This is a genomic window from Pseudomonas saponiphila, assembly GCF_900105185.1.
Classification (GTDB): domain Bacteria; phylum Pseudomonadota; class Gammaproteobacteria; order Pseudomonadales; family Pseudomonadaceae; genus Aquipseudomonas; species Aquipseudomonas saponiphila.
The window spans coordinates 4,282,806-4,309,334 of sequence record NZ_FNTJ01000001.1 but is presented as its reverse complement, the minus strand read 5'-3'; the positions used below and the strand labels follow the sequence as shown (position 1 = coordinate 4,309,334).

The 26,529-nt window shown below is 62.1% G+C and carries 20 protein-coding genes, 7 tRNA genes and 1 pseudogene; 18 read left to right on the top strand and 10 right to left on the bottom strand.

What is annotated here, in order from left to right:
- Positions 1-4: 4 nt before the first annotated feature.
- Complete coding sequence (locus BLV47_RS20275; RefSeq protein WP_092316507.1) at positions 5-526, bottom strand: GNAT family N-acetyltransferase; 522 nt, start codon at positions 524-526, stop codon at positions 5-7.
- Between the two features lie 351 nt (positions 527-877).
- Here BLV47_RS20275 and BLV47_RS20270 point away from each other — a divergent pair, with 351 nt between their 5' ends.
- The 3 genes from BLV47_RS20270 to BLV47_RS20260 all read left to right on the top strand — a co-directional run bounded on the left by BLV47_RS20270 (position 878) and on the right by BLV47_RS20260 (position 4,492).
- Positions 878-1,702 carry an arylamine N-acetyltransferase family protein gene (locus BLV47_RS20270; protein WP_092316505.1) on the top strand — a complete coding sequence of 275 codons (825 nt, stop codon included), beginning with the start codon at positions 878-880 and terminating at the stop codon, positions 1,700-1,702.
- Positions 1,703-1,819: 117 nt separating this feature from the next.
- Positions 1,820-2,641: a hypothetical protein gene (locus BLV47_RS20265; RefSeq protein ID WP_092316503.1), complete on the top strand. Its 822-nt coding sequence runs from the start codon at positions 1,820-1,822 to the stop codon at positions 2,639-2,641.
- Positions 2,642-2,950: 309 nt separating this feature from the next.
- The gene (locus BLV47_RS20260) at positions 2,951-4,492 is read left to right on the top strand and encodes a nucleobase:cation symporter-2 family protein (RefSeq protein ID WP_092316501.1); all 1,542 of its coding nucleotides are present in this window, start codon (positions 2,951-2,953) and stop codon (positions 4,490-4,492) included.
- Between the two features lie 62 nt (positions 4,493-4,554).
- On the opposite strand, the gene BLV47_RS20255 is transcribed toward BLV47_RS20260, so the two are convergent.
- The 3 genes from BLV47_RS20255 to BLV47_RS20245 all read right to left on the bottom strand — a co-directional run bounded on the left by BLV47_RS20255 (position 4,555) and on the right by BLV47_RS20245 (position 7,040).
- Positions 4,555-5,136: an SH3 domain-containing protein gene (locus BLV47_RS20255; RefSeq protein ID WP_092316499.1), complete on the bottom strand. Its 582-nt coding sequence runs from the start codon at positions 5,134-5,136 to the stop codon at positions 4,555-4,557.
- Between the two features lie 99 nt (positions 5,137-5,235).
- Positions 5,236-6,393: an MFS transporter gene (locus tag BLV47_RS20250; RefSeq protein ID WP_092316497.1), complete on the bottom strand. Its 1,158-nt coding sequence runs from the start codon at positions 6,391-6,393 to the stop codon at positions 5,236-5,238.
- Positions 6,394-6,964: 571 nt separating this feature from the next.
- Positions 6,965-7,040, bottom strand: a tRNA-Asn gene (locus BLV47_RS20245).
- Positions 7,041-7,310: 270 nt separating this feature from the next.
- Between BLV47_RS20245 and BLV47_RS37100 the strand changes: the two are divergent.
- Positions 7,311-7,542 (top strand): annotated as a pseudogene (locus BLV47_RS37100) (hypothetical protein).
- 6 nt (positions 7,543-7,548) lie between these two features.
- On the opposite strand, the gene BLV47_RS20240 reads toward BLV47_RS37100, so the two are convergent.
- Positions 7,549-7,746 carry a hypothetical protein gene (locus tag BLV47_RS20240; protein ID WP_060841907.1) on the bottom strand — a complete coding sequence of 66 codons (198 nt, stop codon included), beginning with the start codon at positions 7,744-7,746 and terminating at the stop codon, positions 7,549-7,551.
- Between the two features lie 131 nt (positions 7,747-7,877).
- Positions 7,878-9,074, bottom strand: coding sequence for an amino acid aminotransferase (locus BLV47_RS20235; RefSeq protein ID WP_092316495.1), 1,197 nt, complete (start codon positions 9,072-9,074; stop codon positions 7,878-7,880).
- Between the two features lie 336 nt (positions 9,075-9,410).
- Between BLV47_RS20235 and uvrB the strand changes: the two genes are divergently transcribed.
- The gene (gene uvrB, locus BLV47_RS20230; RefSeq protein WP_092316493.1) at positions 9,411-11,426 is read left to right on the top strand and encodes an excinuclease ABC subunit UvrB; all 2,016 of its coding nucleotides are present in this window, start codon (positions 9,411-9,413) and stop codon (positions 11,424-11,426) included.
- A 113-nt stretch (positions 11,427-11,539) separates the two neighbouring features.
- Here the strand turns inward: uvrB and BLV47_RS20225 are convergent, their stop codons facing one another.
- Positions 11,540-13,090 (bottom strand): MDR family MFS transporter, encoded by a 1,551-nt coding sequence (locus tag BLV47_RS20225; protein WP_092316491.1) that lies wholly within the window; start codon positions 13,088-13,090, stop codon positions 11,540-11,542.
- Positions 13,080-14,126: an HlyD family secretion protein gene (locus BLV47_RS20220; RefSeq protein ID WP_092316489.1), complete on the bottom strand. Its 1,047-nt coding sequence runs from the start codon at positions 14,124-14,126 to the stop codon at positions 13,080-13,082. Before BLV47_RS20220 ends, BLV47_RS20225 begins: the two co-directional genes overlap by 11 nt.
- A 233-nt stretch (positions 14,127-14,359) precedes the next feature.
- Here BLV47_RS20220 and gltX point away from each other — a divergent pair, with 233 nt between their 5' ends.
- The 12 genes from gltX to BLV47_RS20160 all read left to right on the top strand — a co-directional run bounded on the left by gltX (position 14,360) and on the right by BLV47_RS20160 (position 20,655).
- Positions 14,360-15,841 (top strand): glutamate--tRNA ligase, encoded by a 1,482-nt coding sequence (gene gltX, locus BLV47_RS20215; RefSeq protein WP_016965547.1) that lies wholly within the window; start codon positions 14,360-14,362, stop codon positions 15,839-15,841.
- Positions 15,842-16,118: 277 nt separating this feature from the next.
- Positions 16,119-16,194, top strand: a tRNA-Ala gene (locus tag BLV47_RS20210).
- Between the two features lie 79 nt (positions 16,195-16,273).
- A tRNA-Glu gene (locus BLV47_RS20205) sits at positions 16,274-16,349 on the top strand.
- A 52-nt stretch (positions 16,350-16,401) separates the two neighbouring features.
- Positions 16,402-16,477, top strand: a tRNA-Ala gene (locus tag BLV47_RS20200).
- A 78-nt stretch (positions 16,478-16,555) separates the two neighbouring features.
- Positions 16,556-16,631, top strand: a tRNA-Glu gene (locus BLV47_RS20195).
- A gap of 52 nt (positions 16,632-16,683) precedes the next feature.
- Positions 16,684-16,759: transfer RNA gene (locus BLV47_RS20190), tRNA-Ala, on the top strand.
- A gap of 77 nt (positions 16,760-16,836) precedes the next feature.
- Positions 16,837-16,912, top strand: a tRNA-Glu gene (locus BLV47_RS20185).
- Positions 16,913-17,095: 183 nt separating this feature from the next.
- Positions 17,096-17,635: a TetR/AcrR family transcriptional regulator gene (locus BLV47_RS20180; protein WP_092316487.1), complete on the top strand. Its 540-nt coding sequence runs from the start codon at positions 17,096-17,098 to the stop codon at positions 17,633-17,635.
- A 29-nt stretch (positions 17,636-17,664) separates the two neighbouring features.
- Positions 17,665-18,498, top strand: coding sequence for an alpha/beta fold hydrolase (locus tag BLV47_RS20175; RefSeq protein ID WP_092316485.1), 834 nt, complete (start codon positions 17,665-17,667; stop codon positions 18,496-18,498).
- Between the two features lie 46 nt (positions 18,499-18,544).
- Positions 18,545-18,979: an acyl-CoA thioesterase gene (locus tag BLV47_RS20170; protein ID WP_092316483.1), complete on the top strand. Its 435-nt coding sequence runs from the start codon at positions 18,545-18,547 to the stop codon at positions 18,977-18,979.
- Between the two features lie 155 nt (positions 18,980-19,134).
- Complete coding sequence (locus tag BLV47_RS20165) at positions 19,135-20,094, top strand: tRNA dihydrouridine synthase (RefSeq protein WP_092316481.1); 960 nt, start codon at positions 19,135-19,137, stop codon at positions 20,092-20,094.
- Between the two features lie 114 nt (positions 20,095-20,208).
- Positions 20,209-20,655: an Hsp20 family protein gene (locus BLV47_RS20160; RefSeq protein WP_060838399.1), complete on the top strand. Its 447-nt coding sequence runs from the start codon at positions 20,209-20,211 to the stop codon at positions 20,653-20,655.
- 48 nt (positions 20,656-20,703) lie between these two features.
- On the opposite strand, the gene BLV47_RS20155 is transcribed toward BLV47_RS20160, so the two are convergent.
- Both BLV47_RS20155 and BLV47_RS20150 read right to left on the bottom strand, forming a co-directional pair.
- Entirely contained in the window at positions 20,704-23,982 is a 3,279-nt protein-coding gene (locus tag BLV47_RS20155; protein WP_092316479.1) for an EAL domain-containing protein, read from the bottom strand.
- Positions 23,983-24,066: 84 nt separating this feature from the next.
- Positions 24,067-24,957 carry a LysR family transcriptional regulator gene (locus tag BLV47_RS20150; RefSeq protein WP_092316477.1) on the bottom strand — a complete coding sequence of 297 codons (891 nt, stop codon included), beginning with the start codon at positions 24,955-24,957 and terminating at the stop codon, positions 24,067-24,069.
- Positions 24,958-25,110: 153 nt separating this feature from the next.
- On the opposite strand from BLV47_RS20150, the gene leuC reads away from it, so the two are divergent.
- On the top strand, positions 25,111-26,529 hold the full coding sequence (gene leuC, locus BLV47_RS20145) for a 3-isopropylmalate dehydratase large subunit (protein ID WP_092316475.1): 1,419 nt from the start codon (positions 25,111-25,113) through the stop codon (positions 26,527-26,529).

Below are 26,529 nucleotides of genomic sequence, written 5' to 3'. Positions count from 1 at the left end.
GGTGCTAGCAACGCTTGCAGAACACCTGATTGGCATAGGCGTTGCCCCCAAATTCATACGCCGTGCGGCCGACGCAGGCATACCCCAGGGCTTGATAAAAGGCCTGTGCCCGGTGGTTCTCTGACCAGACGGCGAGCCACAGGCATGGGGTATCGCTGTTTTTCACCAGGCTTTCCACCTGTTGCAGAAGCGCCTGGCCAACGCCTTGCCGGTGAGCATGACGCTGCACGTACAGGCGCACCAGTTCCACGGCATCGGATAACCCTGGCAGCGGCGCTCGGGCCTGGCGGGCGAATTCCGCGAACCCCAGCAGGTGCCCGTTGCGTTCAGCCAGCAGGAGGGTTCTGGCGGGGTCTTTAAGGCGCTGGCGGAACTGCTCCGGGGCGTAGACGCTCAGGGCCTCCTCGGCCAGGTCGCTGCGCATGCCATCGGTGGCGTAGGTGTCGAGAAAGACCTGGGTGGCCAGGCCACTGATGCACAGCGCATCCCCGTGCTCAGCGTGGCGTAGAGTGAAATCGACCGGCATGGCTACATCCTTGTAAAGGGGTTGGATTGAAGGTTCAGGATCGGCTGGGGCGTTGTTGCAGGTACTGGTGGATCGTTGTCGATGAAGCGCGCCCGCCCCCGGGTCCTGTGTTCCGGGGCATGGCGCCGCATCAGGTATCTGGCCTCGGTGTTGACGAAGCTGTGCGGCCACACGGAGGGAGGGCTATTACAGGGTCGTCCCCGGCGCTTGGCAAGGGTCAATCCAGAGCCACCGCAATAAAAAATATCAACCGAATTCATTGTCTGGATTTCCCGTTTCTGGCTTATACATAAGCCCGACCTGCCAGGGTCGGTTGTGACCCTGTGCGACCCTCATTTCAAGGATTTGTGCATGAGCCAGCCGCACCTGATGGACTTCGACCTGTACCTGCAGCAACTCGGCTACTCACGCCCCCCAGCGCCGACCCTGGAAAACCTGCGGGAGCTGCAATGGCGTCATGTCTGTCGTTTTGCCTTCGAAAGCCTTTCGACCCTGTTACAGGTGCCAGTGCCCATCGATCTGGCGTCCGTGGAGCGCAAGATTCTCCACGAGGGTCGCGGCGGCTACTGCTACGAGCTCAACCAGAGCTTCCTGGCATTGCTGCAGCACCTGGGCTACGAGGCCCGGGGCATCACCGGGCGGGTAGTGATGGGAGGGCCGGAGGATGCGCTCACCGCTCGCAGCCATCGGCTGACCCTGTTGCATCTGGACGGCCAACGCTACATCGCCGACGTCGGCTTTGGCGGCATGGTACCCACCGCGCCTTTGCGGCTGGACACCGAAGAAGAGCAGGCCACGCCCCATGAGCCCTATCGCATCACCCGGCGCGAGGGCAGCTACACCCTGCGCGCCAAGGTCGCGGAGCAATGGCGGGCTCTCTATGTCTTCGATCTGCAGGTGCAGGGCGATGTGGATTACGAGATGGGCAACTGGTACGTCTCCACTCACCCGGATTCACCTTTCCTTGGCCAGCTGAAGGTGGCGCTGATAGGGCCGGGAGTGCGCCGCACGCTGAACAACGGCAGCTACGCCCTGCATCGGGTGGGGCAACCCAGCGAGCGACGGGAGATCACCGAGGCCGGGGAGCTGATGCGCCTGCTGCAGGATGAGTTCGCCTTGCGCCTGCCCAATCATCCCGAGCTGCGGCGGGTGATCGGACAATTGCTTGAGTCCTGATTCTTTGGGCTTTGCAGTGCGCGCCAGGGCGGGGGCGGAATCGATTCCCGGTTAAATCTGCAGGCTCCTGCTCCTTAGACTTCACCGGCAAGCCGGTCATTTCTCAAGGAGAGAATCATGCACAAAACACCCCGTTCAAACCTGCTCGACAGCGCTGGTGCATCACTGAGGCGCTTCCGGGCAGTGCTGCTCGCAGCCCTGCTGGTCGTGCTCGGCCTGTGTTCCAGCGCCAGCTACGCAGTGCCCAATCCCGACGGCAGCTACAACCTGAGCATGGACGCCCGTGCCGGCTCACCCTATCCGCCGTCGAACAACTACAACGCCGATCTCACGGCTTCCGGTGTCGGAGCGGCGTACACCGTCCCGGTCAGTCGCCATCACATCATTGCCTACAACCAACTGCGGGATTTCTACATGTCCGTGGTGCAGCGTGGGCATCTCAAGGAGCTGAAAGGGTTCTGGGACGGCTTCGGCGGGCGCTTCCTCAGCTATGGACGGGACAACCAGGTCAACGTCACCCCGGCGGTGCAGGCCGACTACGACCAGGCCAAGACCCTGCTCGAAGAGATCGGTCGGGGCGTGGTGCGGGCCAACGCCGGCGTGCCGCCACGGCCGCTGGGCTGGGACACCTTCCATGGCTTCTACACCTGGATGCCGTGGAACCTGTTCCTCGGGCCAAACGGTCGCAATGACGACCCGGGTGAGGAGTTCGAGCGCAACGCCCAGTACATCGTCAACAACACGGACACCTGGAACACCATCGTCAATCTGCGGGACAACATGCTGAGCTATACCCGTGATGGCAACGTCAAGACCCTGGCCACCATCAACTCGCAACTGCTGCGTCTGTCGGCGCGGACCAAGGTCTATCCATTGGTCAGTGATCAGTGGGTTCGTGTCGCGCCCAATGTGTACAAGATCCGGGTTCCGGCCCAGTAATTGTTCCTCGGGTGCGAGGTGTGAGCCGATCCGGCAAGCGGATCGGCTTTTTTAATCCTGTTTTTCAATTCCTGGAACAGCGTGGAAAAACTCGCGCGAGGGCGCCGTTCCTGCCTGGTGCTGAGTTGAGCGACGGCTCTGGGACGGCTTTTCAGGCTGGGTCGGGGGCGATAGTCGAGGGCTTTGCACGGGTTGTCCGCACGCGGGGACCGCAGAAATCCCGAGTGGCAAACTGTATACAATCCTATGGACAGTTGTCTTTGATGTTGCATACAGTGTGCGCATAACAAAAACAGGGAACCCCACACCATGAATACGCCCCAGGTTTCACAGCAACGGCCCGAAGATGAAAATTTGGGTATTGGCGCGAATATGGCTTATGGCCTGCAACACGTGCTGACCATGTACGGCGGCATCGTTGCAGTGCCCTTGATCATCGGCCAGGCGGCCGGCCTGTCGCCGGCGGAGATCGGTCTGTTGATTGCGGCCTCGCTGTTCGCGGGAGGGCTGGCGACCTTGCTGCAAACCCTCGGTGTGCCGTTTTTCGGCTGCAAGCTGCCGCTGGTGCAAGGGGTGTCCTTTGCGGGGGTTTCAACCATGGTGGCGATTGTCACCAGTACCGGGGAGGGGGGCTTCCAGTCGGTGCTCGGGGCCGTGATCGCCGCCTCGCTGATCGGCCTGCTGATCACCCCGGTGTTCTCCCGGATCACCAAGTTCTTTCCTCCCCTGGTCACCGGCATTGTCATCACCACCATCGGCTTGACACTGATGCCGGTCGCGGCGCGCTGGGCCATGGGCGGCAACAGTCGCGCGGCGGACTTTGGCAGCATGTCGAACATCGGCCTGGCGGCCTTGACGCTGGCCCTGGTGCTACTGCTGAGCAAGATCGGCAGTGCGGCGATTTCCCGGCTGTCGATTCTCCTGGCCATGATCATCGGCACCGTGGTCGCGGTGTTCCTGGGCATGGCGGACTTTTCCGGCGTCAGCCAGGGGCCGATGTTCGGTCTGCCCACGCCTTTCCATTTCGGCATGCCGACCTTCCATGTCGCGGCGATCCTGTCGATGTGCATCGTGGTCATGGTGACGCTGGTGGAAACCTCGGCGGACATCCTTGCGGTGGGTGAGATCATCCACACCAAAGTCGACTCCAAGCGATTGGGCGACGGCCTGCGTGCCGACATGCTGTCGAGCATGATCGCGCCGATCTTCGGCTCCTTCACCCAGAGCGCCTTTGCCCAGAACGTCGGGCTGGTGGCGGTCACCGGGATCAAGAGTCGGTTCGTGGTCGCCACCGGCGGGCTGTTCCTGGTGATTCTCGGTCTGCTGCCATTCATGGGGCGGGTGATTGCCGCGGTGCCGACCTCGGTGCTCGGCGGGGCCGGTATCGTCCTGTTCGGCACCGTGGCTGCCAGTGGCATCCGCACCTTGTCCAAGGTCGACTACCGCAACAACATGAACCTGATCATCGTTGCCACCTCAATCGGCTTCGGCATGATCCCGATTGCCGCGCCGAGCTTCTACGACCATTTCCCCAGCTGGTTCGCGACGATCTTCCATTCGGGCATCAGTTCCTCGGCGATCATGGCGATCGTGCTGAACCTTGCGTTCAACCACTTCACTGCAGGCAACTCCGACCAGCAGTCGGTGTTCGTCGCCGGCACCGAACGCAGCCTGCGTTTCCAGGACATTGCTGCGCTGCGTGAAGGGGACTATTTCAGCGGTGGCAAGCTGCACGATGCCGAAGGCAATGAGGTGCCGCTGGTGGCTGAGGTTTCGGGTCAATCGTCGCCGCAGTCCGGGGACGGTGCTGCGCCAAGCCATGCCCGCGGCAGTGCCGAAGCCACGCATTGAGTGCAAGTGTCACGGCATGAAAAAACGGCGCCCTGAAGGCGCCGTTTTTTATCGAGCCGTGATTATTCGAGGTTTTCCAGGGGTTCCAGGGCCTGCAGGACCTCGGGGTTGTCCTGGTACTGGCTGCGCAGGGCGGCGAGCTGGCGATCGTGGCCGACACAGGTTTGATTGACGGCTTTCTCCAGTTCGGCCCGGCGCTCTTCGTCGTAGGCCTCCTCGCCGGCAAAGTGCAGGCAATCCTCGTGGCGCTGGATAAAGGTCGTGACCTCGCCGGGAAGTTGTGGGCCGCCGTAATGACTGCCCAACTGCAGGCGCTTTTCCTCGACCCAGCCGCTGTAGTCCTCGCCGTCCTTGGCGATGTACATGACCTGGGCCCAGCCACTGTCGCTGGAGGCGTACACCGTCAGGCCGTCGCCAGGGATCACATAGAGTTTCTTGTCGATGCAGGCGGCGTCTGGTCCGCTGTGGAAGTGCAACCGTCCTTCGCCGATGACCTTGGCCTCCAGGGGCGGACGGTATTGGCCGGCCTCCAGGGAGGCGTTGTCACTCAGGGCGGCGCAGTCCACCGGTGGGCTGGCCAGGGCCGGCAGGGGCAGCAGTGACAGCAGTCCACACAGAGGCAGGAGGCGCAGAGCTCGGTCCATTGCAGGGTTATCCGTTGGGGGGCTTCGAAGGGCGCGATGGTAATGACAAAAACGCGGCCTGTGAATGACCTGCGGCCGCGTCGGCAGGGGACGATCCTGCTATTGCGCAACGTTGTCCAGTTGCTCCTGGCGCACCAGGGACAAGGCAAACCCTACGACCACCGCGGCGGCCACCGCCAGGGTCAGTGGCAGGCCATAGCTGCCACCGCTCATGGCGGCGCCACTGAGTAGAGGGCCCAGCAGGCTACCAATACCCCAGAGCAGGCCGGCACTGGCATTGGCGGTGACCAGGTCCGCTCCGCTGAAGGATTGTCCGATCAGCACGATGGCCAGGGTGTAGATACCACCAGCCGCCGCCCCCAGGATGACCAGGCTTGGCCAGAGCAGGGTGGGAGCGGTCATCAGCAGCGGCAGGCACAGGCCGATCAGCAGGGCGATGCAACCGCAACCCAGGTAGATGCCGGGGCGTCCCAGCTTGTCCGAGAGCCAGCCCAGGGGAAACTGGAATGCCGTATCCCCCAGGAGAATGATGGTCACCATCAGTGCCGCCAGCTTGATGCTGTAGCCGTGGCCGGCTGCATACACAGGAAACAGCGACAGCACCACGCTGTCGAAAAAGGCGAAAAACAGAATGCCCACGCACAAGGCCGGAGCGATGCGGATAAAGCCCAGAACCGAGAAGCTCCGGCTTTCCTCATGGAGGTTCGAGGCGTCTGCCTGGGGCAGGGTCAGCCAGACCACGGCAATCGCGATGGCGTAGCCGACGCTGACGATCGCCAGTACCGCCGGCCCCTCGGTGCCCAGCAAGGACACCAGCCCTGGGCCCAGCAGCTGGAAGAAAGTGAAGCAGGTGGTGTAGACCGCCACCAGTCGTCCGCGGCTGGCGTCCTCGGCCATTTCATTGACCCAGGTTTCCCCGAGAATGATGATCAGCCCGGCCCCCAGGCCCATGGCGACCCGGGCCAGGCCGAGGCTGTAGAGACTGGCATCGGGCAGTTCCAGAGCCGCCACGCTCAGCGCACAGAGGCTGAAGCACAGCAGATAGATCTGGCGCCGGGTCAGGCGCTGGCCCAGGGCATTGACCAGAAAGGCCGAGAGCATCATTCCCGCCGCAGGCAGTGCCGACATGATGCCGATCTGGTTGTTCGAAGCGCCGGCCTGATACAGGCGCAGGGCGAGGATCGGCACTGTGGAGCCTATGCTCAGGCCGACAATGGAAATGCCCAGGATCAGGGCGGCTAACAAGGCTTTATTCATCTTCAAGACCCGCGCCATTAACTCAGGCGCTAAAAAAATAGAGGTGTCGCGGACGCCGCGTGACAGCATCCGCCGAGATACGGGCGATAACCGGGCCTGGGCCCATGGCGTAGGGCGCGGCTGCAGGCGAAGCGGTCAATGAAGTGGGGGGAGCTTCGAGACTCAGCCAGCTCCGGCCAGCGGCACCGGGCTCAATCGCGGTTAGCGACGGCTCTGGTGCGGGGAGAAGGTGAAGGCGAACAGCACGCTGCGGCGCCGCCGGTTGATCGCGCAATCATGCTGGGCAACCGCCAGGGTTGCCGAAGGGCTCATCGAAGGGGAGAGGCACGGGGACTGTGCTGGCAGGAACATCGTGGTCTGACTGGCCAAAAAAATAGGCGCACAGCCTACGTCAGGCCATTGCGACAAGGCAACCAGACCTTGGCATGAGTCATTCGGCTCGACAAAGCACTTATCCCGCATGCCGGACTGACATGCGGGTCGGAGAATCAATAGAGGAGAAGCGTTTGGGCTGACTTGCCGGAAGAGCAGGGCGCTCTTGTTGGGCTTGAGGCAAATCAGTACAGGAAGATGGCTCCACGACCTGGACTCGAACCAGGGACCCAGTGATTAACAGTCACTTGCTCTACCAACTGAGCTATCGCGGAATGCGCCGTATCTTACTGATTCAAAAAGGGAAGTCAACAAGCTGAGGAGATTTTTTTAAGCACGGCGCGAATCTGCATGATCTGCCGGCATGACTTCGAGGGTTTTGTCGGCTGGCGGGCCAACACGTGATCCGTTAGGGGCTGCCATGGCTGTCAGGAAGTGGTTGCACGGGCTAGCGGCCGCCAGCCGCACAGGTTGGCCTTTATGATCCGCTGCGATTTATCCCAGGTTCCTTCCCGGTTTTTCCCGCCTTGCTGCGGGCTAGCGTGATGGGCATCGAGCAGATCAGCCCGCTCAAAGGGCAGGGCTTCAGCCCAGCAAGCTGCTGGACGCCATCACCCAGGCCGGATCGGCGCCCGATCTGCAGGGTGCCGGCGGCAAGGTCGAGGTTTTGTCCTTGGACTGGAAAGCGCCCAGGCCATCAAGAGCCAGGTGGCCGAGGCGCTGTACGTGGCGTTTGATGCCGCCGCCGGTAAACGCTTGTCTGAGCTGACGAGTTGAGGCTGCTCAACCGCCGAAGGTCAGGCTACCGAGCATCAGTTTGGCCATCAGCGACGTGGCCGCCAGTTGCACCAGCCACAGAGCCAGCCCGCCGAGAAATACGCCGAGGGCGATTTGCAGCACCAGGCTCTTCTCGCGTTTCTGCGAGCGGGGCAGATAGTGCTCAAGTTCGTCGCGGTCGGCCCGCAGGTCATCGTTTTTCATCTGGATTCTCGATTGGCAGGGGAGGCGTGGCTTCAGTCTAGAGGATGCTGGGGGCTGGGCTGCAGAGTAGCGGCGCGCGCACAAAAAAGGGGAAGCACCCTGGCTTCCCCTTTTTGCGCAGCGGTGGTGGATCAGATCACCTGGAGGATGGCCTTGGTCACGACCTCGATGTTGCTCTGGTTCAACGCGGCGACGCAGATGCGACCGGTGTCCAGGGCATAGATACCGAACTCGTTGCGCAGGCGGGTCACTTGCTCAACGGTCAGGCCGGAGTAGGAGAACATGCCGCATTGGCGACCGACAAAGCTGAAGTCGTGCTCAGGGGCGCCTTTGGCCAGCAGGTCGACCATCTGGGTGCGCATGCCACGAATCCGCAGGCGCATTTCCGCCAGTTCCTGCTCCCACTGGGCGCGCAGTTCCGGGTTGTTCAGCACCGCGGCGACGATGGTTGCACCGTGAGTCGGCGGGTTGGAGTAGTTGGTGCGGATCACGCGCTTGACCTGGGACAGCACGCGGGCGCTTTCTTCCTTGGAGCTGCTGACGATGGACAGGGCGCCAACGCGCTCGCCGTACAGCGAGAACGACTTGGAGAAGGAGCTGGATACGAAGAAGGTCAGGCCCGACTCGGCAAACAGGCGCACGGCTGCGGCGTCTTCATCGATGCCGTCGCCGAAGCCCTGGTAGGCCATGTCGAGGAATGGCACGAGGTTTTTCGCCTTGACCACTTCCAGGACGTTTTTCCAGTCCTGCGGGCTCAGGTCGACACCGGTCGGGTTGTGGCAGCAGGCGTGCAGCACCACGATCGACTGGGCCGGCAGGGCATTGAGGTCTTCCAGCAGGCCGGCACGGTTCACGTCGTGGGTGGCGGCGTCGTAGTAGCGGTAGTTCTGCACCGGGAAGCCGGCGGTTTCGAACAGCGCGCGATGGTTTTCCCAGCTCGGGTCACTGATGGCGACCACGGCGTTGGGCAGCAGTTGCTTGAGGAAGTCGGCGCCGATTTTCAGGGCGCCAGTACCGCCAACGGCCTGGGTGGTGACTACACGACCAGCGGCCAGCAGGGGCGAGTCGTTGCCGAACAGCAGCTTTTGTACCGCCTGGTCGTAGGCGGCAATGCCGTCGATCGGCAGGTAGCCGCGGGAAGCGTGTTGAGCGGCGCGAATTGTCTCGGCTTCGACAACGGCGCGCAGGAGTGGAATGCGTCCCTCCTCGTTGCAGTACACGCCCACCCCAAGGTTGACCTTGTCGGTACGGGTGTCGGCGTTGAATGCTTCGTTGAGGCCCAGGATTGGATCGCGTGGTGCCATTTCGACAGCGGAGAACAGGCTCATTTTTACGGCGGCTCTGAATGGAGTGTGGAGGGACGTGTCGCGCTCCAGCCGAATGCACTAGAGCGGTGCACAAACGGGGAGCTAGTATAGAGGCCATCATCGCGGGGGGCGACAGCCGATTGACCTTTTGCGACAAGTTTTTCGCTTTATTTTTTGACCGTTAGTCTTATTGCAATATTCCGGGTGTTATCGGGTGTAAGACCTTTACCTTGAAAGCCGTGGTATCTGTCTCCACATCCAGCTCATTGCGTTTTTTTCCCCGGCGACATCGGTCGTACGCGGTCTTTCTCGTTCCTGTACGGTATCGCCGCGCACGAATGATCCCAGAGGTAGGTTATGTCCGAATTCCAGCTAGTCACCCGCTTTCAGCCTGCCGGCGACCAGCCGGAAGCCATCCGCCTGCTGGTCGAAGGCATCGAGGCCGGGCTGGCCCACCAGACCCTGCTCGGCGTGACCGGCTCGGGCAAGACCTTCAGCATCGCCAATGTGATTGCCCAGGTGCAGCGCCCGACCCTGGTACTGGCGCCGAACAAGACCCTGGCCGCCCAGTTGTATGGTGAATTCAAGGCGTTCTTCCCGAATAACGCGGTGGAGTATTTCGTTTCCTACTACGACTACTACCAGCCCGAAGCCTATGTACCGTCGTCCGATACCTTTATCGAGAAGGACGCCTCGATCAACGACCACATCGAGCAGATGCGCCTGTCCGCGACCAAGGCGCTGCTGGAGCGTAAGGACGCCATCATCGTTACCACGGTGTCCTGCATCTATGGCCTGGGCAGCCCGGAAACCTACCTGAAGATGGTCCTGCACGTGGACCGCGGCGACAAACTCGATCAGCGCGCCTTGCTGCGGCGCCTGGCGGACTTGCAATACACCCGCAACGACATGGACTTCGCCCGTGCCACCTTCCGCGTGCGCGGCGACGTGATCGACATCTACCCGGCGGAATCCGACTTGGAGGCGATCCGCATTGAGCTGTTCGACGACGAGGTGGAAAGCATCAGCGCCTTCGATCCGTTGACCGGTGAAGTGATCCGCAAGCTGCCGCGTTTCACCTTCTATCCCAAGAGCCACTACGTGACCCCGCGGGAAACCCTGCTGGATGCCATCGAGGGGATCAAGGTGGAGTTGCAGGAGCGCCTGGAATACCTGCGCGCCAACAACAAGCTGGTAGAAGCCCAGCGCCTGGAGCAACGCACCCGTTTCGATCTGGAGATGATCCTCGAACTGGGTTACTGCAACGGCATCGAGAACTACTCGCGCTACCTCTCCGGTCGTCCCGCCGGGGCCGCGCCACCCACCTTGTACGACTACCTGCCGGCGGATGCGCTGCTGGTGATCGACGAATCCCACGTCAGCGTGCCCCAGGTCGGCGCCATGTATAAGGGCGACCGTTCGCGCAAGGAAACCCTGGTGGAGTACGGCTTCCGCCTGCCGTCGGCGCTGGATAACCGGCCGATGCGCTTCGACGAGTGGGAAGGTGTCAGCCCACAGACCATCTTCGTCTCCGCCACTCCGGGCAACTATGAAGCGGAACACGCCGGGCGCGTGGTGGAGCAGGTGGTGCGCCCCACCGGCCTGGTGGACCCGCAAGTGGAAGTGCGCCCGGCCCTGACCCAGGTGGACGACCTGCTGTCGGAAATCACCAAGCGCGTGGCGCTGGAAGAGCGGGTGCTGGTTACCACCCTGACCAAGCGCATGGCCGAGGACCTGACCGATTACCTGGCCGACCACGGCATACGGGTGCGCTACCTGCACTCGGACATCGATACGGTGGAACGGGTGGAAATCATCCGCGACCTGCGCCTGGGCACGTTCGACGTGCTGGTGGGGATCAACCTGCTGCGTGAAGGCCTGGACATGCCGGAAGTGTCCCTGGTGGCGATTCTGGATGCCGACAAGGAAGGTTTCCTGCGTTCCGAGCGCTCGTTGATCCAGACCATTGGTCGTGCCGCGCGTAACCTCAACGGCCGGGCGATTCTCTATGCCGACCGCATCACCGGCTCCATGGAGCGGGCGATTGGCGAAACCGAGCGTCGGCGTGACAAGCAGATCGCCTTCAACCTGGCCAACGGCATCACCCCCAAAGGGGTGTTCAAGGACGTTGCCGACATCATGGAGGGCGCCACTGTGCCGGGCTCGCGCAGCAAGAAGCGCAAGGGCATGGCCAAGGCTGCCGAGGAAAGTGCCCGCTACGAAAACGAGCTGCGTTCGCCGAGCGAAATCAGCAAACGCATCCGTCAGCTCGAAGAGAAGATGTACCAATTGGCCCGCGACCTGGAGTTCGAGGCCGCGGCGCAGATGCGCGACGAAATCGCCAAGCTGCGCGAGCGCCTGCTCACCGTCTAACGCCACTCGATCCCTCGTAGGAGCCGGCTTGCCGGCGAAGAGGCCCTCAAATCCTGTGCAAGGGTTGGGGGGGCGATTCGCTGGCAAGCCAGCTCCTACAGGCCATTTGTGGGTCAGTGGGCTTCGCCGGCCTTGATGCCCTTGGGCAGGGCCTTGGTCAACAGCACCGCCAGCATGCTGATGCCCAGGGCAATGCCGACAAAATGGAAGGCGTCGTTGTAGGCCATGATCTGCGCTTGCTGGTGGGTGATCTCGCTGAGCTTGCCCAGGGCCGCGGATTCGCTGTCGAACTTGTCGGTGAGGGTCGCCAGGCGTTCCGCCACTTGCGGGTTGCTGGGCACCAGCGCTTCACGCAGGTAGTCGAAATAGGTCTTGGTCCTGGCATCCAGCAGGGTCGCCAGCAAGGCGATGCCGATGGCGCCGCCGAGGTTGCGCAGGATGTTGAACAGGCTCGAAGCCGAGCCCGCATCCTGGGGCTGTATGTAAGCCGTGGCGATCAGCGAAATGGTGACCATGATCAGCGGCTGGCCTAGGGCGCGGATGATCTGGATCTGGTTGAATTGCGGCCCGGCGAAGTCCGGATTGAGCACGCCTGAAGAGAAGCTCGCCAGCCCGAACAAGCCGAACCCCAGGGCGCATAGCCATTTGGGCGAGATGAACTGCATCAGCTTGGGCACCAGGGGAATCAGGAACAGCTGCGGTATGCCCATCCACATGATCACTTCGCCGATCTGCAGGGCGTTGTAATTCTGGATCTGCGCCAGGTACAGCGGCAGCAGGTAGATCGAGCCGTACAGGCCAACGCCCATGCCCAGGCTGGAAATGCTCGACAGGCCGAAGTTGCGATTGCGCAGGATGCCCAGGTTGATCAGTGGATTGGGCTTGGAAACCTGGACGATGACGAAGGTGATCAGGCTGACCAGGGCGATGCTGCCCAGGGTCACGATCAGGTTCGACTCCAGCCAGTCCTTGCGGTGGCCCTCTTCAAGAAACACCTGCAGGCAGCCCAGGCCCAGGCCGAGGGTCAGGATGCCGGTGTAGTCGGTGCTTTTGAGCAGTTCCCAGTGGGCTTGCTTTTTTTCCAGGCCGTACAGCAGGCCGGCGATCATCAGCAGGCCCGGCGGCACGTTGATGTAGAAGATGTATTCCCAGCCCCAGTTTTCCGTCAGCCAGCCACCCAGGGTCGGGCCGATGGAGGGGGCGAAGGTGGCGGTCATGGCGAACATGGCCATGCCCTTGGCCCGATGGTGCTCGGGGAGCTTGATCAGGGTCAGGGTGAACGCCAGGGGAATCAGCGCGCCGCCGGTAAAGCCCTGCAGGGCGCGGAACACGATCATGCTTTCCAGGCTCCAGGCCATGGAGCAGAGCAGGGAGGCGATCAGGAAACCCACCGAAACCCAGGTCGCCAGCCGCCGGGCCGAGAGCAACTGCACCAGCCAGGCAGTGAGGGGAATCATGATGATCTCCGCCACCAGGTAGGAGGTGGAAATCCACGAGCCTTCCTCAAGGGTGGCGGAGAGGGCGCCCTGGATATCCTTCAGCGAGGAGTTGGTGATCTGGATGTCGAGCACCGCCATGAAGGCGCCGAGCATGGCGCTCATGACCGCTATCCAGTCGCGTCGGCTGGGTTCCGTCAGCGGGCGCAGCAGTTGATCACCGGCCATCGACAGGGTCTTTGACGTTCACTTTGACCGTGACCGACATCCCCGGCCGGATCTTGCCCTGCAGGGGGTTGTCGGGGGCGAAGGTCAGTTTCACCGGAATGCGTTGTACCACCTTGGTGAAGTTGCCGGTGGCGTTGTCCGGTGGCAGCAGGCTGAACTGTGCGCCCGAGGCGGCGAACAGGCTGTCGACCCGGGCCTGGATCGGGGTGTCGCCGTAGGCGTCGAAGGTCAGCTCGGCCTGTTGTCCGGGTTGCATGTGGCCGATCTGCGTCTCCTTGAAGTTGGCTTGAACCCAGATGTCCTGGTCCGGAACGATCGACAGCAGGTAGGCGCCGGCCTGTACCACCTGGCCGCTGCGCGCCGCACGCTGGCCGATGATGCCGCTGATGGGGGCGTGGATTTCGCTGCGGGTCAGGTTCAATTGCGCCTGGGCCAGGTCGGCCTGAGCATTGGCAATCTGAGCGTCGAGGCGCTTGATCTCGGCGTTCAGGGCGTTGACCTGTTGGCGCTGGCCTTGCAGGTCGGCTTCAGCCTTGGCCACCTGGGAGCGGGCGATGTGGTTGTCGGCGGAAAGGGTGGTGACCCGTTCCTCGGAGACATAGCCGGGCTTGCGCAGGGTCTGGGCTCGGGACAGGTCGATCTGCGAGCGGCCGAGGCTGGCCTGGCTCGATGCCACCTGAGCCTGGCTGGCGGCGATCAGGCTGGCTTGTTGGGTCAGTTTGCTCTGGGCCTGCAGGCGTTCGGCTTCACGGGTGGCGAGAGCGGCCTGGGCGCGGTCCACCGCCAGCTGGAAGTCCTGACCTTCCAGGCGTATCAGCAATTGGCCTTTCTCTACGTGCTGGTTGTCCTGCACTCGTACTTCTTCAATCCGTGCGCTCAGTTGGCTGGAAACCCGGGTGATTTCGCCCTGGACGTAGGCGTTATCGGTGGTTTCATAAAAACGGCCGTGGAACCACCAATGGGCGAACAGCCCCAGGGTGATCAGCAGGACCAGAGACAGGAAAACAAACAGGCGACGCTTGAGTTGGGCAGGCATGGGCAGACTGTAGTCGAGAAAAAGTGTAAGGAAATCTATCAGCCGGCGAATCTGGCATATAGCCACTGGGTGGTAAATGCCGCCTGTTGATTATTGGCCATTCAGCGGGCTGGTAGCGGCCTGTAGTCGCAACCTTGGCTTAAATGCCCTCCTCACTGGAGCGGTGCTGGTGTCGCCTGTTACCATTCGCCCCCTGTTTTATTCCTCGTTTTTCTATCTGTTCGAGACCAGCCATGACCACCGTTCGCACGCGCATCGCGCCATCGCCTACCGGGGACCCCCACGTAGGTACCGCTTACATCGCTTTGTTCAACTATTGCTTTGCCAAGCAGCATGGCGGTGAGTTCATTCTGCGTATCGAAGACACCGATCAGTTGCGCTCGACCCGCGAGTCCGAGCAGCAGATCTTCGACGCCTTGCGCTGGTTGGGCATCAATTGGAGCGAAGGGCCGGATGTCGGCGGTCCTCACGGCCCGTATCGCCAGAGCGAGCGCGGTGACATCTACCAGAAGTACGCCCAGCAATTGGTGGACCTGGGGCACGCCTTCCCGTGCTTCTGCACTGCCGAAGAGCTGGACCAGATGCGTGCCGAACAGATGGCCCGTGGCGAAACCCCGCGTTACGACGGCCGTGCGCTGCTGCTGTCCAAGGAAGAAGTGGCCCGGCGCCTGGCGGCCGGCGAGCCTCACGTGATCCGCATGAAGGTGCCGACCGAAGGCGTCTGCGTGGTGCCGGACATGTTGCGTGGCGACGTCGAGATCCCGTGGGATCGCATGGACATGCAAGTGCTGATGAAGACCGACGGCCTGCCAACCTACTTCCTGGCCAACGTGGTCGATGACCACTTGATGGGCATCACCCACGTACTGCGCGGCGAGGAATGGCTGCCTTCGGCGCCGAAACTGATCCTGCTCTACGAATACTTCGGTTGGGAGCAGCCGCAGCTGTGCTACATGCCGCTGCTGCGCAACCCGGACAAGAGCAAGCTGTCCAAGCGCAAGAACCCGACCTCGGTGACCTTCTACGAGCGCATGGGCTTCATGCCCGAGGCCATGCTCAACTACCTGGGGCGCATGGGCTGGTCGATGCCGGATGAGCGCGAGAAGTTCTCGTTGCAGGAAATGGTCGACAACTTCGATCTGTCGCGGGTATCCCTGGGGGGGCCGATCTTCGATATCGAGAAGCTGTCCTGGCTCAATGGCCAGTGGCTGCGGGATCTGCCGGTGGAAGAGTTCGCCAGCCGGGTCCAGACCTGGGCGCTGAACCCCGAATACCTGATGAAGATCGCGCCGCATGTGCAGGGCAGGGTCGAGACATTCAGCCAGATCGCGCCTTTGGCCGGCTTCTTCTTCGCTGGTGGCGTGACCCCGGATGCCAAGTTGTTCGAGTCCAAGAAGCTTTCTGGTGATCAGGTGCGGCAGCTGATGCAGTTGATCCTGTGGAAGCTCGAAAGCCTGCGTCAGTGGGAGAAAGACAGCATCACCGCGACCATTCAGGCGGTGGTTGAATCCCTGGAACTGAAGCTGCGCGACGCCATGCCGCTGATGTTCGCGGCCATCACTGGCCAGGCCAGTTCGGTATCGGTGCTTGATGCCATGGAGATTCTGGGGCCGGACCTGACCCGTTTCCGTCTGCGTCAGGCCATCGACCTGCTCGGTGGCGTGTCGAAGAAAGAGAACAAGGAATGGGAAAAACTGCTGGGCGCCATTGGCTAAGGCGCCTTTGCGGGACGGTTGCGCCAGGGGCGGCGATCTTTTCGGCTACGCTTGAAGTCCAGGCGCAGACGGTTTGATCGTCGCCCTTGGCGTTTTCTGCCGGCTTGTAATGGCCCTTTTGCGGGAGTTGATATGGGCCGGCAAGGCCGCAAAAGCCAGGTTTTTCGGGGCGGGGCGGTAAGTGGTTGTTATCCCGGCAAATTTTTTTTCAAAAAGCGGAAAAAAAATTGACAGCCTTCAGATCCCCCCTTAAGATTCGCCCCGTCCTCACCGACGAGGGGCTATAGCTCAGCTGGGAGAGCGCTTGCATGGCATGCAAGAGGTCGACGGTTCGATCCCGTCTAGCTCCACCAATTTACAGTTCAAGGCCTGGCCACACCGGCCTTGAATTGATCGGTACTCAGCGCCGATCAGTTGTATAGAAGGGTTTGCGTCCCCTTCGTCTAGTGGCCTAGGACACCGCCCTTTCACGGCGGTAACAGGGGTTCGAGTCCCCTAGGGGACGCCAGTTTCACACAAGCGATGTTGCAAGATGTCGCTGCGCCGCGAGGCGAAAATCCGGGGCTATAGCTCAGCTGGGAGAGCGCTTGCATGGCATGCAAGAGGTCGACGGTTCGATCCCGTCTAGCTCCACCAATTTTACAGTTCAAGGTCTGGCCACACCGGCCTTGAATCGACCGGTACTCAGCACTGGTCAGCTGTCAGAAGGTTTGTGTCCCCTTCGTCTAGTGGCCTAGGACACCGCCCTTTCACGGCGGTAACAGGGGTTCGAGTCCCCTAGGGGACGCCAGTTTCACACAAGCGATATTGCAAGATATCGCTGCGCCGCGAGGCGAAAATCCGGGGCTATAGCTCAGCTGGGAGAGCGCTTGCATGGCATGCAAGAGGTCGACGGTTCGATCCCGTCTAGCTCCACCAATTTACAGTTCAAGGTCTGGCCACACCGGCCTTGAATCGACCAGTACTCAGCGCTGGTCAGCTGTCAGAAGGTTTGTGTCCCCTTCGTCTAGTGGCCTAGGACACCGCCCTTTCACGGCGGTAACAGGGGTTCGAGTCCCCTAGGGGACGCCACGATTACCCGCTCTGCGGGATTTTTAAGGGTCATTCAATCATTGAATGGCCCTTTTGTTTTTCTGGTGCCCAGCCAGCTCCCGCTCTCTCCCTGAATCTGTACTTCTGACCGATGGTCACACTGGCGACTTGCGGAAAATTATTATGAGCATAATATTCTTTTCGTAATATTCGGAGGCAACGATGAACGACAAAAAAGCTCAAACCCGCGAACGTATTCTCCAGGCCGCCAGTTCCGCGCTGATTCAGCGGGGTCCTGCGGAACCCAGCGTGGGTGAAGTAATGGGCGCGGCCGGGCTGACTGTAGGCGGCTTCTATGCGCACTTTGAGAGCAAGGATGCGTTGATGCTCGAAGCCTTTACCCAATTGCTCTCCCACCGCCGCGGCTTGCTCGACGAGATGGACTCAAGCCTCAGTGGCGAGGAGCGCAGGGCGCTGACGGCGGCTTTCTACCTGTCGCGCAAGCATCGCGACTCCACGGAGCAGGCCTGCCCGATTCCGGCGTCCGTGGGCGAGTTTGGGCGGTTGCCCGAGAGTTTTCGCAAAGCCTTGAATGAACACATGGAGTTGATGGTGGCGCAGTTGGCCACTTGCCCGGAGGACACGGACAAGGCCCTTGCGGACATGGCGTTGATGGTGGGAGGGCTGTCCCTGGCGCGGGCCCTGGGCCCGGGGGAGTTGTCCGATCGTTTGTTGCGTGCCGCCAAGTCGGCAATTCAATGACCTGAAGTTCGGTTGCGAGGTGGTGAGAGATGAGCGGATTGAGCTGGATTCGTGGCGTCAATGGCACCCTTGGCTGGGTGGCTCCTCAATGGGTGGCAAACCGGATGCGCCAGCTGTTCATGACACCTCGCGAGCTGCCGCCGCGGGACTGGGAACTGCCGCTGCTGGCGCGCGCCGAGCGACTGACCCTGCGCTTTGGGCTTTCTGCCTTGCGTTGGGGGCAGGGGCCAACGGTGATGCTGATGCATGGCTGGGAAGGGCGACCCACCCAGTTCGCCAGTCTGGTCGATGCGCTGGTGACGGCCGGTTATACCGCGGTGGCGCTGGAGGGGCCGGCCCATGGCCGTTCTCCGGGGGATGAGGCCAATGTGGTGCTATTCGCCAGAGCGATGCTGGAGGCCGCCGCAGAGTTGCCGCCGTTGCGTGCGGTGATCGGCCATTCCATGGGCGGCGCCAGCGCCATGCTCGCCGTGCAATTGGGGCTGCGTAGCGAAACCCTGGTCAGCATTGCTGCACCCGCCCGCATCCTCGGCGTATTGCGCGGTTTCGCCCGTTACATGGGCTTGCCGCCCCGGGCGCGCTCGGCCTTTATTCGTCAGGTGGAGAAAGACGTCGGCATGCGCGCGGCAAGCCTGGATGTGGCCCAGTATCAGCTGGACATGCCGGGTCTGATCGTTCACGCGGAGGATGATCGCTTCGTGCCGGTCCAGGAGTCGGAGCTGATCCATCAGGCCTGGTTCGACAGTCGCCTGTTGCGCTTGAGCGAGGGTGGCCATCAGCGGGTGCTGGCCGATCCGCGGGTGGTCGAAGCAGTGCTTGCCCTGGTTACCGGGCTCCATCTGCAAGCGCGCCAATCTGCTTGAGCATCCGCTACACTGCCCCGGTCAAAAATCTGGCCGGGAGTAGGGCATGAGTTGGGATCTGGCAACGCCATTCGTCATCGATCTGCAGGTGGCGGCCGAGGATATCGATGGTCTGGGGCACGCCAACAATGCAGTTTATGTTTCTTGGCTGGAGCGTTGTGCCTGGCGGCACTCCCAGCGCCTGGGGCTGGATCTGGCGGAGTATCGCCGGCTGGATCGGGCGATGGCCGTGGTGCGACACGAGATCGACTACCTGGCTGCCGCATACGAAGGGGATGAGTTGCAACTGGCTACCTGGATCGTCGATTGGGACCAGCGTCTGAAGATGGCCCGGCGTTTCCAGTTGGTTCGTCCGAGCGATGGCAGCACCCTGTTGCGGGCTCAGACCACCTTCGTCTGCATCGAGCTGTCCAGCGGTAAACCCAAGCGCATGCCGGCCGAGTTCCTCGAAGGCTATGGCCCGGCCCTGCAAGGCTCCTGACACCTGCTCGTGCCTGTGTCGGAAGCGGCTTGTCAGCGAAGGCGTCCACCCGGGCTTGTTCGCGGCTCACAAGTCCCTACAAAACTCCTGTTCAAGGGCGAAACCCAGTAAACTGGCGGACGTTTTTTCGCCCGTTTTTTCGTTGAGTGTGTTTCATGCAAATTGCCCTGGCGCCCATGGAAGGGTTGGTCGACAACATCCTGCGGGATGTATTGACCCGTGTTGGCGGGATCGACTGGTGTGTCACCGAGTTCATCCGCGTCAACGACCGTCTGTTGACGCCTGCCTATTTCCACAAGCTCGCGCCCGAGTTGCTGCACGGTGCGCATACCGCTGCCGGAGTGCCGTTGCGCGTGCAGTTGCTGGGTTCGGATCCGGTGTGCCTGGCCGAGAACGCCGCGCTGGCCTGTGAGCTGGGCAGTGAGGTCATCGATTTGAACTTCGGTTGCCCGGCCAAGACCGTCAACAAGTCCCGGGGCGGGGCGGTGCTGCTCAAGGAGCCCGAGCTGCTGAACCAGATCGTCGAGCATGTGCGGCGCGCGGTGCCGGCGCACATTCCGGTGACGGCAAAAATGCGGCTGGGTTTCGACAGTCCGGACGGCTCGCTGGTGTGCGCGACCGCGTTGGCCGAGGGCGGTGCCGAGCATATCGTGGTTCACGCCCGGACCAAGGTCGATGGCTACAAGCCGCCGGCTCACTGGGAGTGGATTCCCCGGGTCCAGGAGGTGGTCAAGGTGCCGGTGTTCGCCAACGGCGATATCTGGAGCGTCGAGGATTGGCGGCGCTGCCGGGAGATCAGTGGTGTCGAGGACATCATGCTCGGCCGTGGCTTGGTGTCGCGTCCCGACCTGGCGCGACAGATCGCCGCTGCCCGGGCGGGCGAAGAGGTGGTGGCCATGTCCTGGGCCGATCTGCAGCCCCTGCTCCAGGAATTCTGGGCCCAGGTGGTGGTGCAATTGACGCCGCGTTCGGCGCCGGGGCGGCTCAAGCAGTGGCTGGCCATGCTGACCCGCAACTACCCGGAGGCGGTGGAATTGTTTACTGCTCTGCGCCGGGAAACCGATCTGGACCAGGTGGGGCGCCTGTTGGGTGTGGCGCGCAGCGAGGCGGCGTAAAAAATTCAAAAAAGGGCTCTTGAAATGCCGGGGCCGATCCCTATCTCTTGGGTACGCGACGCCGAATTCGGGTCGCGGAGATAACCACTCGCTGAAATATCAGGAGATAGACCCATGAGTACTGCATTTTCCCTGGCTCCACTGTTCCGTTCCTCTGTTGGCTTCGACCGTTTCAACGACCTGTTCGAATCGGCGTTGCGCAATGAACCGGGCAGCAGCTATCCACCCTACAACGTTGAAAAACACGCCGACGACCAATACCGCATCGTCATCGCGGCAGCCGGTTTCCAGGAAGAAGACCTGGAACTGCAAGTGGAGAAAGGCGTGTTGACCGTGAGTGGTGGCAAGCGCGATGCCAATGAAAGTGTCACCTACCTGCACCAGGGCATTGCCCAGCGTGCATTCAAGCTGTCCTTCCGTCTGGCCGACCATATCGAGGTCAAGGCCGCGGCCCTGAGCAACGGTCTGTTGAACATCGACCTGCTGCGGGTCGTGCCGGAAGAGGCCAAGCCAAAGCGCATCCCGATCAACGGTGCGCAGCAGCCGGCTCTGCAACACTAAGACCGCTGCAAAAGAAGGGCGCCCTGGTGGCGCCCTTTTTCGTGCCTGTCATTTCAGCAGTTTCTTGAATTCGCCGAGGGGAAGCGGCTGGCTGTGCAGGTAGCCCTGGTACAGATGGCAGTCCAGCCCCTGGAGGAATTCCAGTTGCTGCGGGGTTTCCACGCCTTCGGCGATGACCTTCAGGTTCAGGCTGCGGGCCATGGCGACGATGGCGCGGATGATTTCCGCATCGTTGGGGTCATGGGTGGCGTCGCGGACGAAGGACTGGTCGATCTTCAGGGTGTCCACCGGCAGGCGCTTGAGGTAGGTCAAGGACGAATAACCGGTGCCGAAGTCATCCATGGCGAAGCTGACGCCGAGCTTTTTCAGGCGGCGCATCTTGCTGATGGTGTCGTCCAGGTTCTGGATCACGATGCCCTCGGTGATTTCCAGCTTGAGCAGCGACGAGGGCAAGGCGTACTCGGTCAGGCTGTGTTCGATTTTCTCGACAAAGTCGGCCTGGCGGAACTGGCGCGGACTGATATTGACGCACAGGCTGAAGTGATAAGGATCCACCAGGCCCTCTGCCATCAGTTGGCTGAAGGCCAGGCAGGCTTCATCGAGAATCCAGGTGCCGACTTCAAGGATCAGCCCGCTGTCCTCCAGTACCTTGATGAACTCGGTCGGTGATTGGGCACCCAGTTCTGGATGCTGCCAGCGCACCAGGGCCTCGGCGCCGACGATGCGGTTGTCGCGGGCGTCGACCTGGGGCTGGAAGTGCACGCTGAATTCGCCGCGGGACAGGGCCAGGCGCAGGTCGGTTTCCATGCGCAGGCGCTCGCTGGCGGCCTTCTGCATGGTGTTGTGATACATCTGCGTGGTGTTGCGCCCGGAGTCCTTGGCCCGGTAAAGGGCGATGTCGGCGCGCTTGAGCAGGTCGGTGGGGGTCGATCCGTGATCGGGGATCAGCGCCACGCCGATACTGGGGGTGACCTGCAGCCGCTGGCCGTCGAGGAACATCGGTTCCGAGAGCAGTTCGCGCAGGGTTCCCGCCAGGTGCCGTACCTGCTCGCTGACCTCATTGCGCGAGCCTTCCAGGCCGCTGAGCAGTACCACGAATTCGTCGCCGCCCAGGCGTGCCACGGTGTCCTCCATGCGTACGCTGGCTTCCAGCCTGGCGGTGATGATCTTCAGCACGGTGTCGCCCACCGGGTGGCCCAGGGAATCGTTGATGTGCTTGAAGTGGTCCAGGTCGAGGAACAGCAGCGCGCCCCGCAGGTTGTGGCGCTTGAGCAGGGCGATCTGCTGGCTCAAGCGGTCCATCAACAGGGCGCGGTTGGGCAGGTTGGTCAAAGGGTCGTGGTAGGCCAGGTGGCGGATCTGCGCCTGGGCGTTCTTCAGCAGGCTGACATCCCGGGCCGTGAGCAGCAGGCATGGGGTTTCATTGAGGATGATCGGCTCCACCGACACTTCGAGGGTGAGGATTTCCCCGCGCTTGTTGCGCCCGAGCATTTCCAGGTGATGCACGCGTCCCTTGAGTCTGAGTTCCGCCAGCAGCGTGGCGAGCTGGCCTTCTTCGGCCCAGATGCCGACCTGGTACATGGTGTGGCCGAGCACTTCATCGGTGCGGTAGCCGGTCAGGCGGCAGAAGCCGTCGTTGACCTCCAGATAGCGACCGGTTTCGCGCTCGGTGATGGTGATAGCGTCGGGGCTGGAGTGGAAGGCCTTGGCGAATTTCTCCTCGCTGGCCTTGAGGGCGGCCTCGGAGCGCTGTTGCTGGGTGATGTCCCGCAACGTGGTGACGATGCACGGCTGTTTGTCGACGGTAATCAGGCGGCTGGAAATGATGCAGGTCAGCGAATGGCCGTCCTTGTGGTTGACCATCACTGCTACGTTATTCAGCGCCTGTTCGCGAATCACCTGCTCGATTCGCCGCAGCCGCGGGGCCGGGTCTTCCCAGAAGCCGATCTGCTCGGCGCTGCGGTCGATCACGTCGTCCTGGGTCCAGCCAAAGGTCTGGGTAAAGCTTGAGTTGATCTCGATGAACTGGCCGGTTTCCAGCTGGGTCAGGCAGATGGGGTCCGGGCTGACCTGGAACAGGCTGGCGAACTTCTCCTCGGAGGTGATCAGGCGCTGTTCGCGCTCCACCTGCTCGGTAATGTCCAGCAGCGTCCCGGCCATGCGCAGGGGATTGCCCGACTCGTCGCGATAGAGGCGGGCGCGGCTTTCGAGGTAGCGCGAGCTACCGTCTGCCAGCTGCACTCGGTAGGTCAGTTGGTAGTTGCCCGCCGGGCCTTCCCGCAGGCTGCGATAGGCATCGCGCATGCTGTCGCGTTCTTCGGTGGGTACGCCCTCGAAAAAGGCCTCGAAGGATTCGTGGAAGGGCGCCGGGGCCAGGCCATGCAATTGCGCGGCGCGCGCAGAGCCGTACAGCATGCCGCTGGGAATGTGCCAGTCCCAGGTGCCCAGTTGGGCCGAGTCCAGGGCCAGGTCGAGGCGCTCCTGGCTATCCTTGAGCGCCTGTTCGGCTCTTTTGCGCTCGCTGGTGTCGAGAAAGGTGCTGAGCAGGTAGGGCTTGCCTTCCAGTTCGATCTTCTGTGCGCTGAGGATGCCGTCGTGGATCTGGCCGTTGCTGGCGCGGAACTGCACTTCGAGGCTGGCAGCCTGGCCTTTCTTCTGCACGGCCTTGATCAGTTGGGCGCGCTGCTCGGGGTTGACCCACAGGCCGATCTCCAGGGTGGTACGGCCGATCACATGTGCGGCGGGCCAGCCGAACTGGCTTTCGAAATACTGGTTGGCCTCGCTGATCAGGCCATCTTCCAGGCGAGTCAGCAGCACCGTATTGGGGCACAGGTGAAACAGGGTGGCGAAGCGCTTTTCCGAGTTGCTGAGGGCTTCCTCGCGTTGGCGCTGGTGGGTGATCTCGCGGATCACCCCGATCATGCGGGGTTTGCCGTGCTTGTCCGGCAGTACGCTGCCGTTGATCTCCAGCCAGTGCAGGCTGCCATCGGGCCAGCGAATGCGATGGTGCATGGCGTGTTCCAGCGGAGCGCCCGCCAGCACCGAATGAAAGGCGCGTATTGTCCGGGCCCGGTCTTCGATGGGCAGCAGGTCAAGGTATTCGAGGTTGGCCGGCAGCGGCTGGCGCGGGTCGAAGCCAAACAGTGCCTGGGTGCCCCGGGACCAACTGATCTGCCCGCTTTCAATATCCCAGTACCAGGCCCCCAGCCGAGCGCCATTGAGGGCGGCAAGCAGCTGTGGCGCGCTTTCCCAGCTCTGCTCCGACTCCTTTGGGTCGATGGCATGGATACGCGGCATGGGTGGAATACGGTCAGCGGGTTTTGGCATGGGGGTCAGGCCTTGAGCTGAGTCATTCGTTTCACGCGAGGTGCTCATGGCGGTGCGGCGAGGCACGGGCACTACCCGGAAAAGCTATGCCGGGTTCCCTGGCCAATCGACTTGTGCATCCAGTAGGGCCATGAAAGCCCGCGCAGCGTTCGACAGCGTCCGTTCGGTGTGCAGGATATAGCCTAGCTGGCGTCGCAGTTGTATGCCCGGTAAAGGGATGCGCGCCACCTGATCATCGAGCATGGTGCGTGGCAGTACGCTCCAGGCCAGGCCGATGGACACCATCATCTTTATAGTTTCCAGATAGTTAGTGCTCATGGCGATGTTCGGCGTCAGGCCCTGAGCCTCGAACAGACGTTGGACGATATGGTGAGTAAAGGTGTTGCCGCCGGGAAATACCGCCGGATGCAGGGCAATGTCCGCCAGGCTGATCTGGCCATTGCTGACCAATGGATGCTCCGGGGCGGCGACGAAGTCCAGCGGGTCGTCCCACACGGCGCTTGTCCTGATCAGGCTGTGGGGTTCTGGTGCCAGGGTGATCACCGCCAGTTCGGCCCGGCCATGGAGAATTTCCTCGTAGGCCACCTCTGAATCGAGGAATTGAATGTCCAGCGCCACTTGCGGATAGCGCCGGGTAAAGGCCCGCAGCAGCGGCGGTAGGCGATGCAGGCCGATGTGATGGCTGGTGGCCAGGGTCAGGCGGCCGCTGACTTCGCCGTTGAGGTTGGTCAGGGCGCGGCGGGTGTCGTCCAGCACGTTGATGATCTGGTAGGCCCGGGGCAGCAGGGCGCGTCCGGCCTCGGTCAGGCCGATTTCCCGGCCCAGGCGGTCGAACAGCCGCACATTGAGCTGCTGCTCCAGGCCGGCGATGCGTTTGCTGATGGCGGGCTGGGTCAGGTGCAGGCGTTCTCCGGCGCCGGAGAAGCTGCCGGTTTCGGCAATGGCTATGAAGGCGTTGAGGTTGGCCAGGTCCATGGTTGCATTCCAGTTGGTTATCCAAAGCATGAAAAATATGAATTTGAGTTATTTAATCTAACGCCATAGCATCAGCCTCACAAGCCAAGGGGTTATTGATCGGCTCACGATCGGGGCCCGGGGCATAGAAACAAGCTGATGAGGAATGGTCCGATGGCCGGCAAGACGCTTTACGACAAGCTCTGGGATTCGCATTTGGTCAAGCAGCGCGACGATGGTTCGGCGCTGATCTATATCGATCGTCACATCATCCACGAAGTGACCTCGCCACAAGCTTTCGAAGGCCTGCGTCTGGCCGGGCGCAGGCCTTGGCGCATCGATGCCAACATCGCCACCCCGGACCACAACGTACCGACCACCCCCGAGCGCAAGGGCGGGATCGAAGCGATTGCCGACCAGGTTTCCCGTCTGCAGGTGCAGACCCTCGATGACAACTGTGACGAATACGGCATTGTCGAATTCAAGATGAACGACGTGCGCCAGGGCATCGTCCACGTGATCGGTCCGGAGCAGGGCGCCACCCTGCCGGGCATGACCGTGGTCTGCGGTGACTCCCATACCTCGACTCACGGTGCTTTCGGCGCTTTGGCCCACGGTATCGGCACCTCCGAGGTGGAGCACGTGCTCGCTACCCAGTGCCTGGTGGCCAAGAAGATGAAGAACATGCTGGTGCGCGTGGAAGGCACCTTGCCGTTCGGCGTGACCGCCAAGGACATCGTTCTGGCGGTTATCGGCAAGATCGGCACCGCCGGTGGCAACGGGCACGCCATCGAGTTTGCCGGCAGCGCGATCCGCGACCTGTCCATCGAAGGCCGCATGACCATCTGCAACATGTCCATCGAAGCCGGTGCCCGTGTCGGCCTGGTGGCGGCGGACGACAAGACCGTGGCCTACGTCAAGGGCCGTCCGTTCGCCCCTAAAGGCGCCGAATGGGACTTGGCCGTCGAGGCCTGGAAGGATCTGGTGTCGGATGCCGATGCCCGGTTCGACACCGTGGTCGAGCTCGACGCTGCGCAGATCAAGCCGCAGGTCAGCTGGGGCACCTCGCCGGAAATGGTCCTGGCCGTGGATCAGCGCGTGCCGGACCCGGCCAAGGAAATGGATCTGGTCAAGCGCGACTCCATCGTCCGTGCCTTGAAATACATGGGTTTGAGCGCCAATCAGGCAATCACCGACATCCAGTTGGACCGGGTCTTCATCGGCTCCTGCACCAACTCGCGGATCGAAGACTTGCGCGCCGCCGCGGTCATCGCCAAGGGCCGCAAAGTGGCTTCCACCATCAAGCAGGCGATCGTGGTGCCGGGTTCGGGCCTGGTGAAGGCCCAGGCCGAGTCGGAAGGCTTGGACAAGATCTTCCTCGAAGCCGGTTTTGAATGGCGCGAGCCGGGCTGCTCGATGTGCCTGGCGATGAACCCGGACCGCCTGGAGTCCGGCGAGCATTGCGCTTCCACCTCGAACCGCAACTTCGAAGGGCGCCAGGGCGCCGGTGGGCGCACCCACCTGGTGAGCCCGGCCATGGCCGCCGCCGCCGCTGTCAGCGGGCGTTTCGTCGACGTCCGTGAATTGATCTAA

Bases quoted from the DNA above. Each gene is read 5' to 3' on its own strand.
- BLV47_RS20255 (WP_092316499.1), bottom strand. From the start codon at position 5,136: ATGGACCGAGCTCTGCGCCTCCTGCCTCTGTGTGGACTGCTGTCACTG.
- BLV47_RS20225 (WP_092316491.1), bottom strand. From the start codon at position 13,090: ATGGCCGGTGATCAACTGCTGCGCCCGCTGACGGAACCCAGCCGACGC.
- BLV47_RS20155 (WP_092316479.1), bottom strand. From the start codon at position 23,982: ATGCCAAAACCCGCTGACCGTATTCCACCCATGCCGCGTATCCATGCC.
- gltX (WP_016965547.1), top strand. From the start codon at position 14,360: ATGACCACCGTTCGCACGCGCATCGCGCCATCGCCTACCGGGGACCCC.
- BLV47_RS20170 (WP_092316483.1), top strand. From the start codon at position 18,545: ATGAGTTGGGATCTGGCAACGCCATTCGTCATCGATCTGCAGGTGGCG.
- BLV47_RS20180 (WP_092316487.1), top strand. From the start codon at position 17,096: ATGAACGACAAAAAAGCTCAAACCCGCGAACGTATTCTCCAGGCCGCC.
- BLV47_RS20275 (WP_092316507.1), bottom strand. From the start codon at position 526: ATGCCGGTCGATTTCACTCTACGCCACGCTGAGCACGGGGATGCGCTG.
- BLV47_RS20240 (WP_060841907.1), bottom strand. From the start codon at position 7,746: ATGAAAAACGATGACCTGCGGGCCGACCGCGACGAACTTGAGCACTAT.
- BLV47_RS20160 (WP_060838399.1), top strand. From the start codon at position 20,209: ATGAGTACTGCATTTTCCCTGGCTCCACTGTTCCGTTCCTCTGTTGGC.
- BLV47_RS20260 (WP_092316501.1), top strand. From the start codon at position 2,951: ATGAATACGCCCCAGGTTTCACAGCAACGGCCCGAAGATGAAAATTTG.
- leuC (WP_092316475.1), top strand. From the start codon at position 25,111: ATGGCCGGCAAGACGCTTTACGACAAGCTCTGGGATTCGCATTTGGTC.
- BLV47_RS20220 (WP_092316489.1), bottom strand. From the start codon at position 14,126: ATGCCTGCCCAACTCAAGCGTCGCCTGTTTGTTTTCCTGTCTCTGGTC.
- uvrB (WP_092316493.1), top strand. From the start codon at position 9,411: ATGTCCGAATTCCAGCTAGTCACCCGCTTTCAGCCTGCCGGCGACCAG.
- BLV47_RS20165 (WP_092316481.1), top strand. From the start codon at position 19,135: ATGCAAATTGCCCTGGCGCCCATGGAAGGGTTGGTCGACAACATCCTG.
- BLV47_RS20175 (WP_092316485.1), top strand. From the start codon at position 17,665: ATGAGCGGATTGAGCTGGATTCGTGGCGTCAATGGCACCCTTGGCTGG.
- BLV47_RS20270 (WP_092316505.1), top strand. From the start codon at position 878: ATGAGCCAGCCGCACCTGATGGACTTCGACCTGTACCTGCAGCAACTC.
- BLV47_RS20250 (WP_092316497.1), bottom strand. From the start codon at position 6,393: ATGAATAAAGCCTTGTTAGCCGCCCTGATCCTGGGCATTTCCATTGTC.
- BLV47_RS20235 (WP_092316495.1), bottom strand. From the start codon at position 9,074: ATGAGCCTGTTCTCCGCTGTCGAAATGGCACCACGCGATCCAATCCTG.
- BLV47_RS20150 (WP_092316477.1), bottom strand. From the start codon at position 24,957: ATGGACCTGGCCAACCTCAACGCCTTCATAGCCATTGCCGAAACCGGC.
- BLV47_RS20265 (WP_092316503.1), top strand. From the start codon at position 1,820: ATGCACAAAACACCCCGTTCAAACCTGCTCGACAGCGCTGGTGCATCA.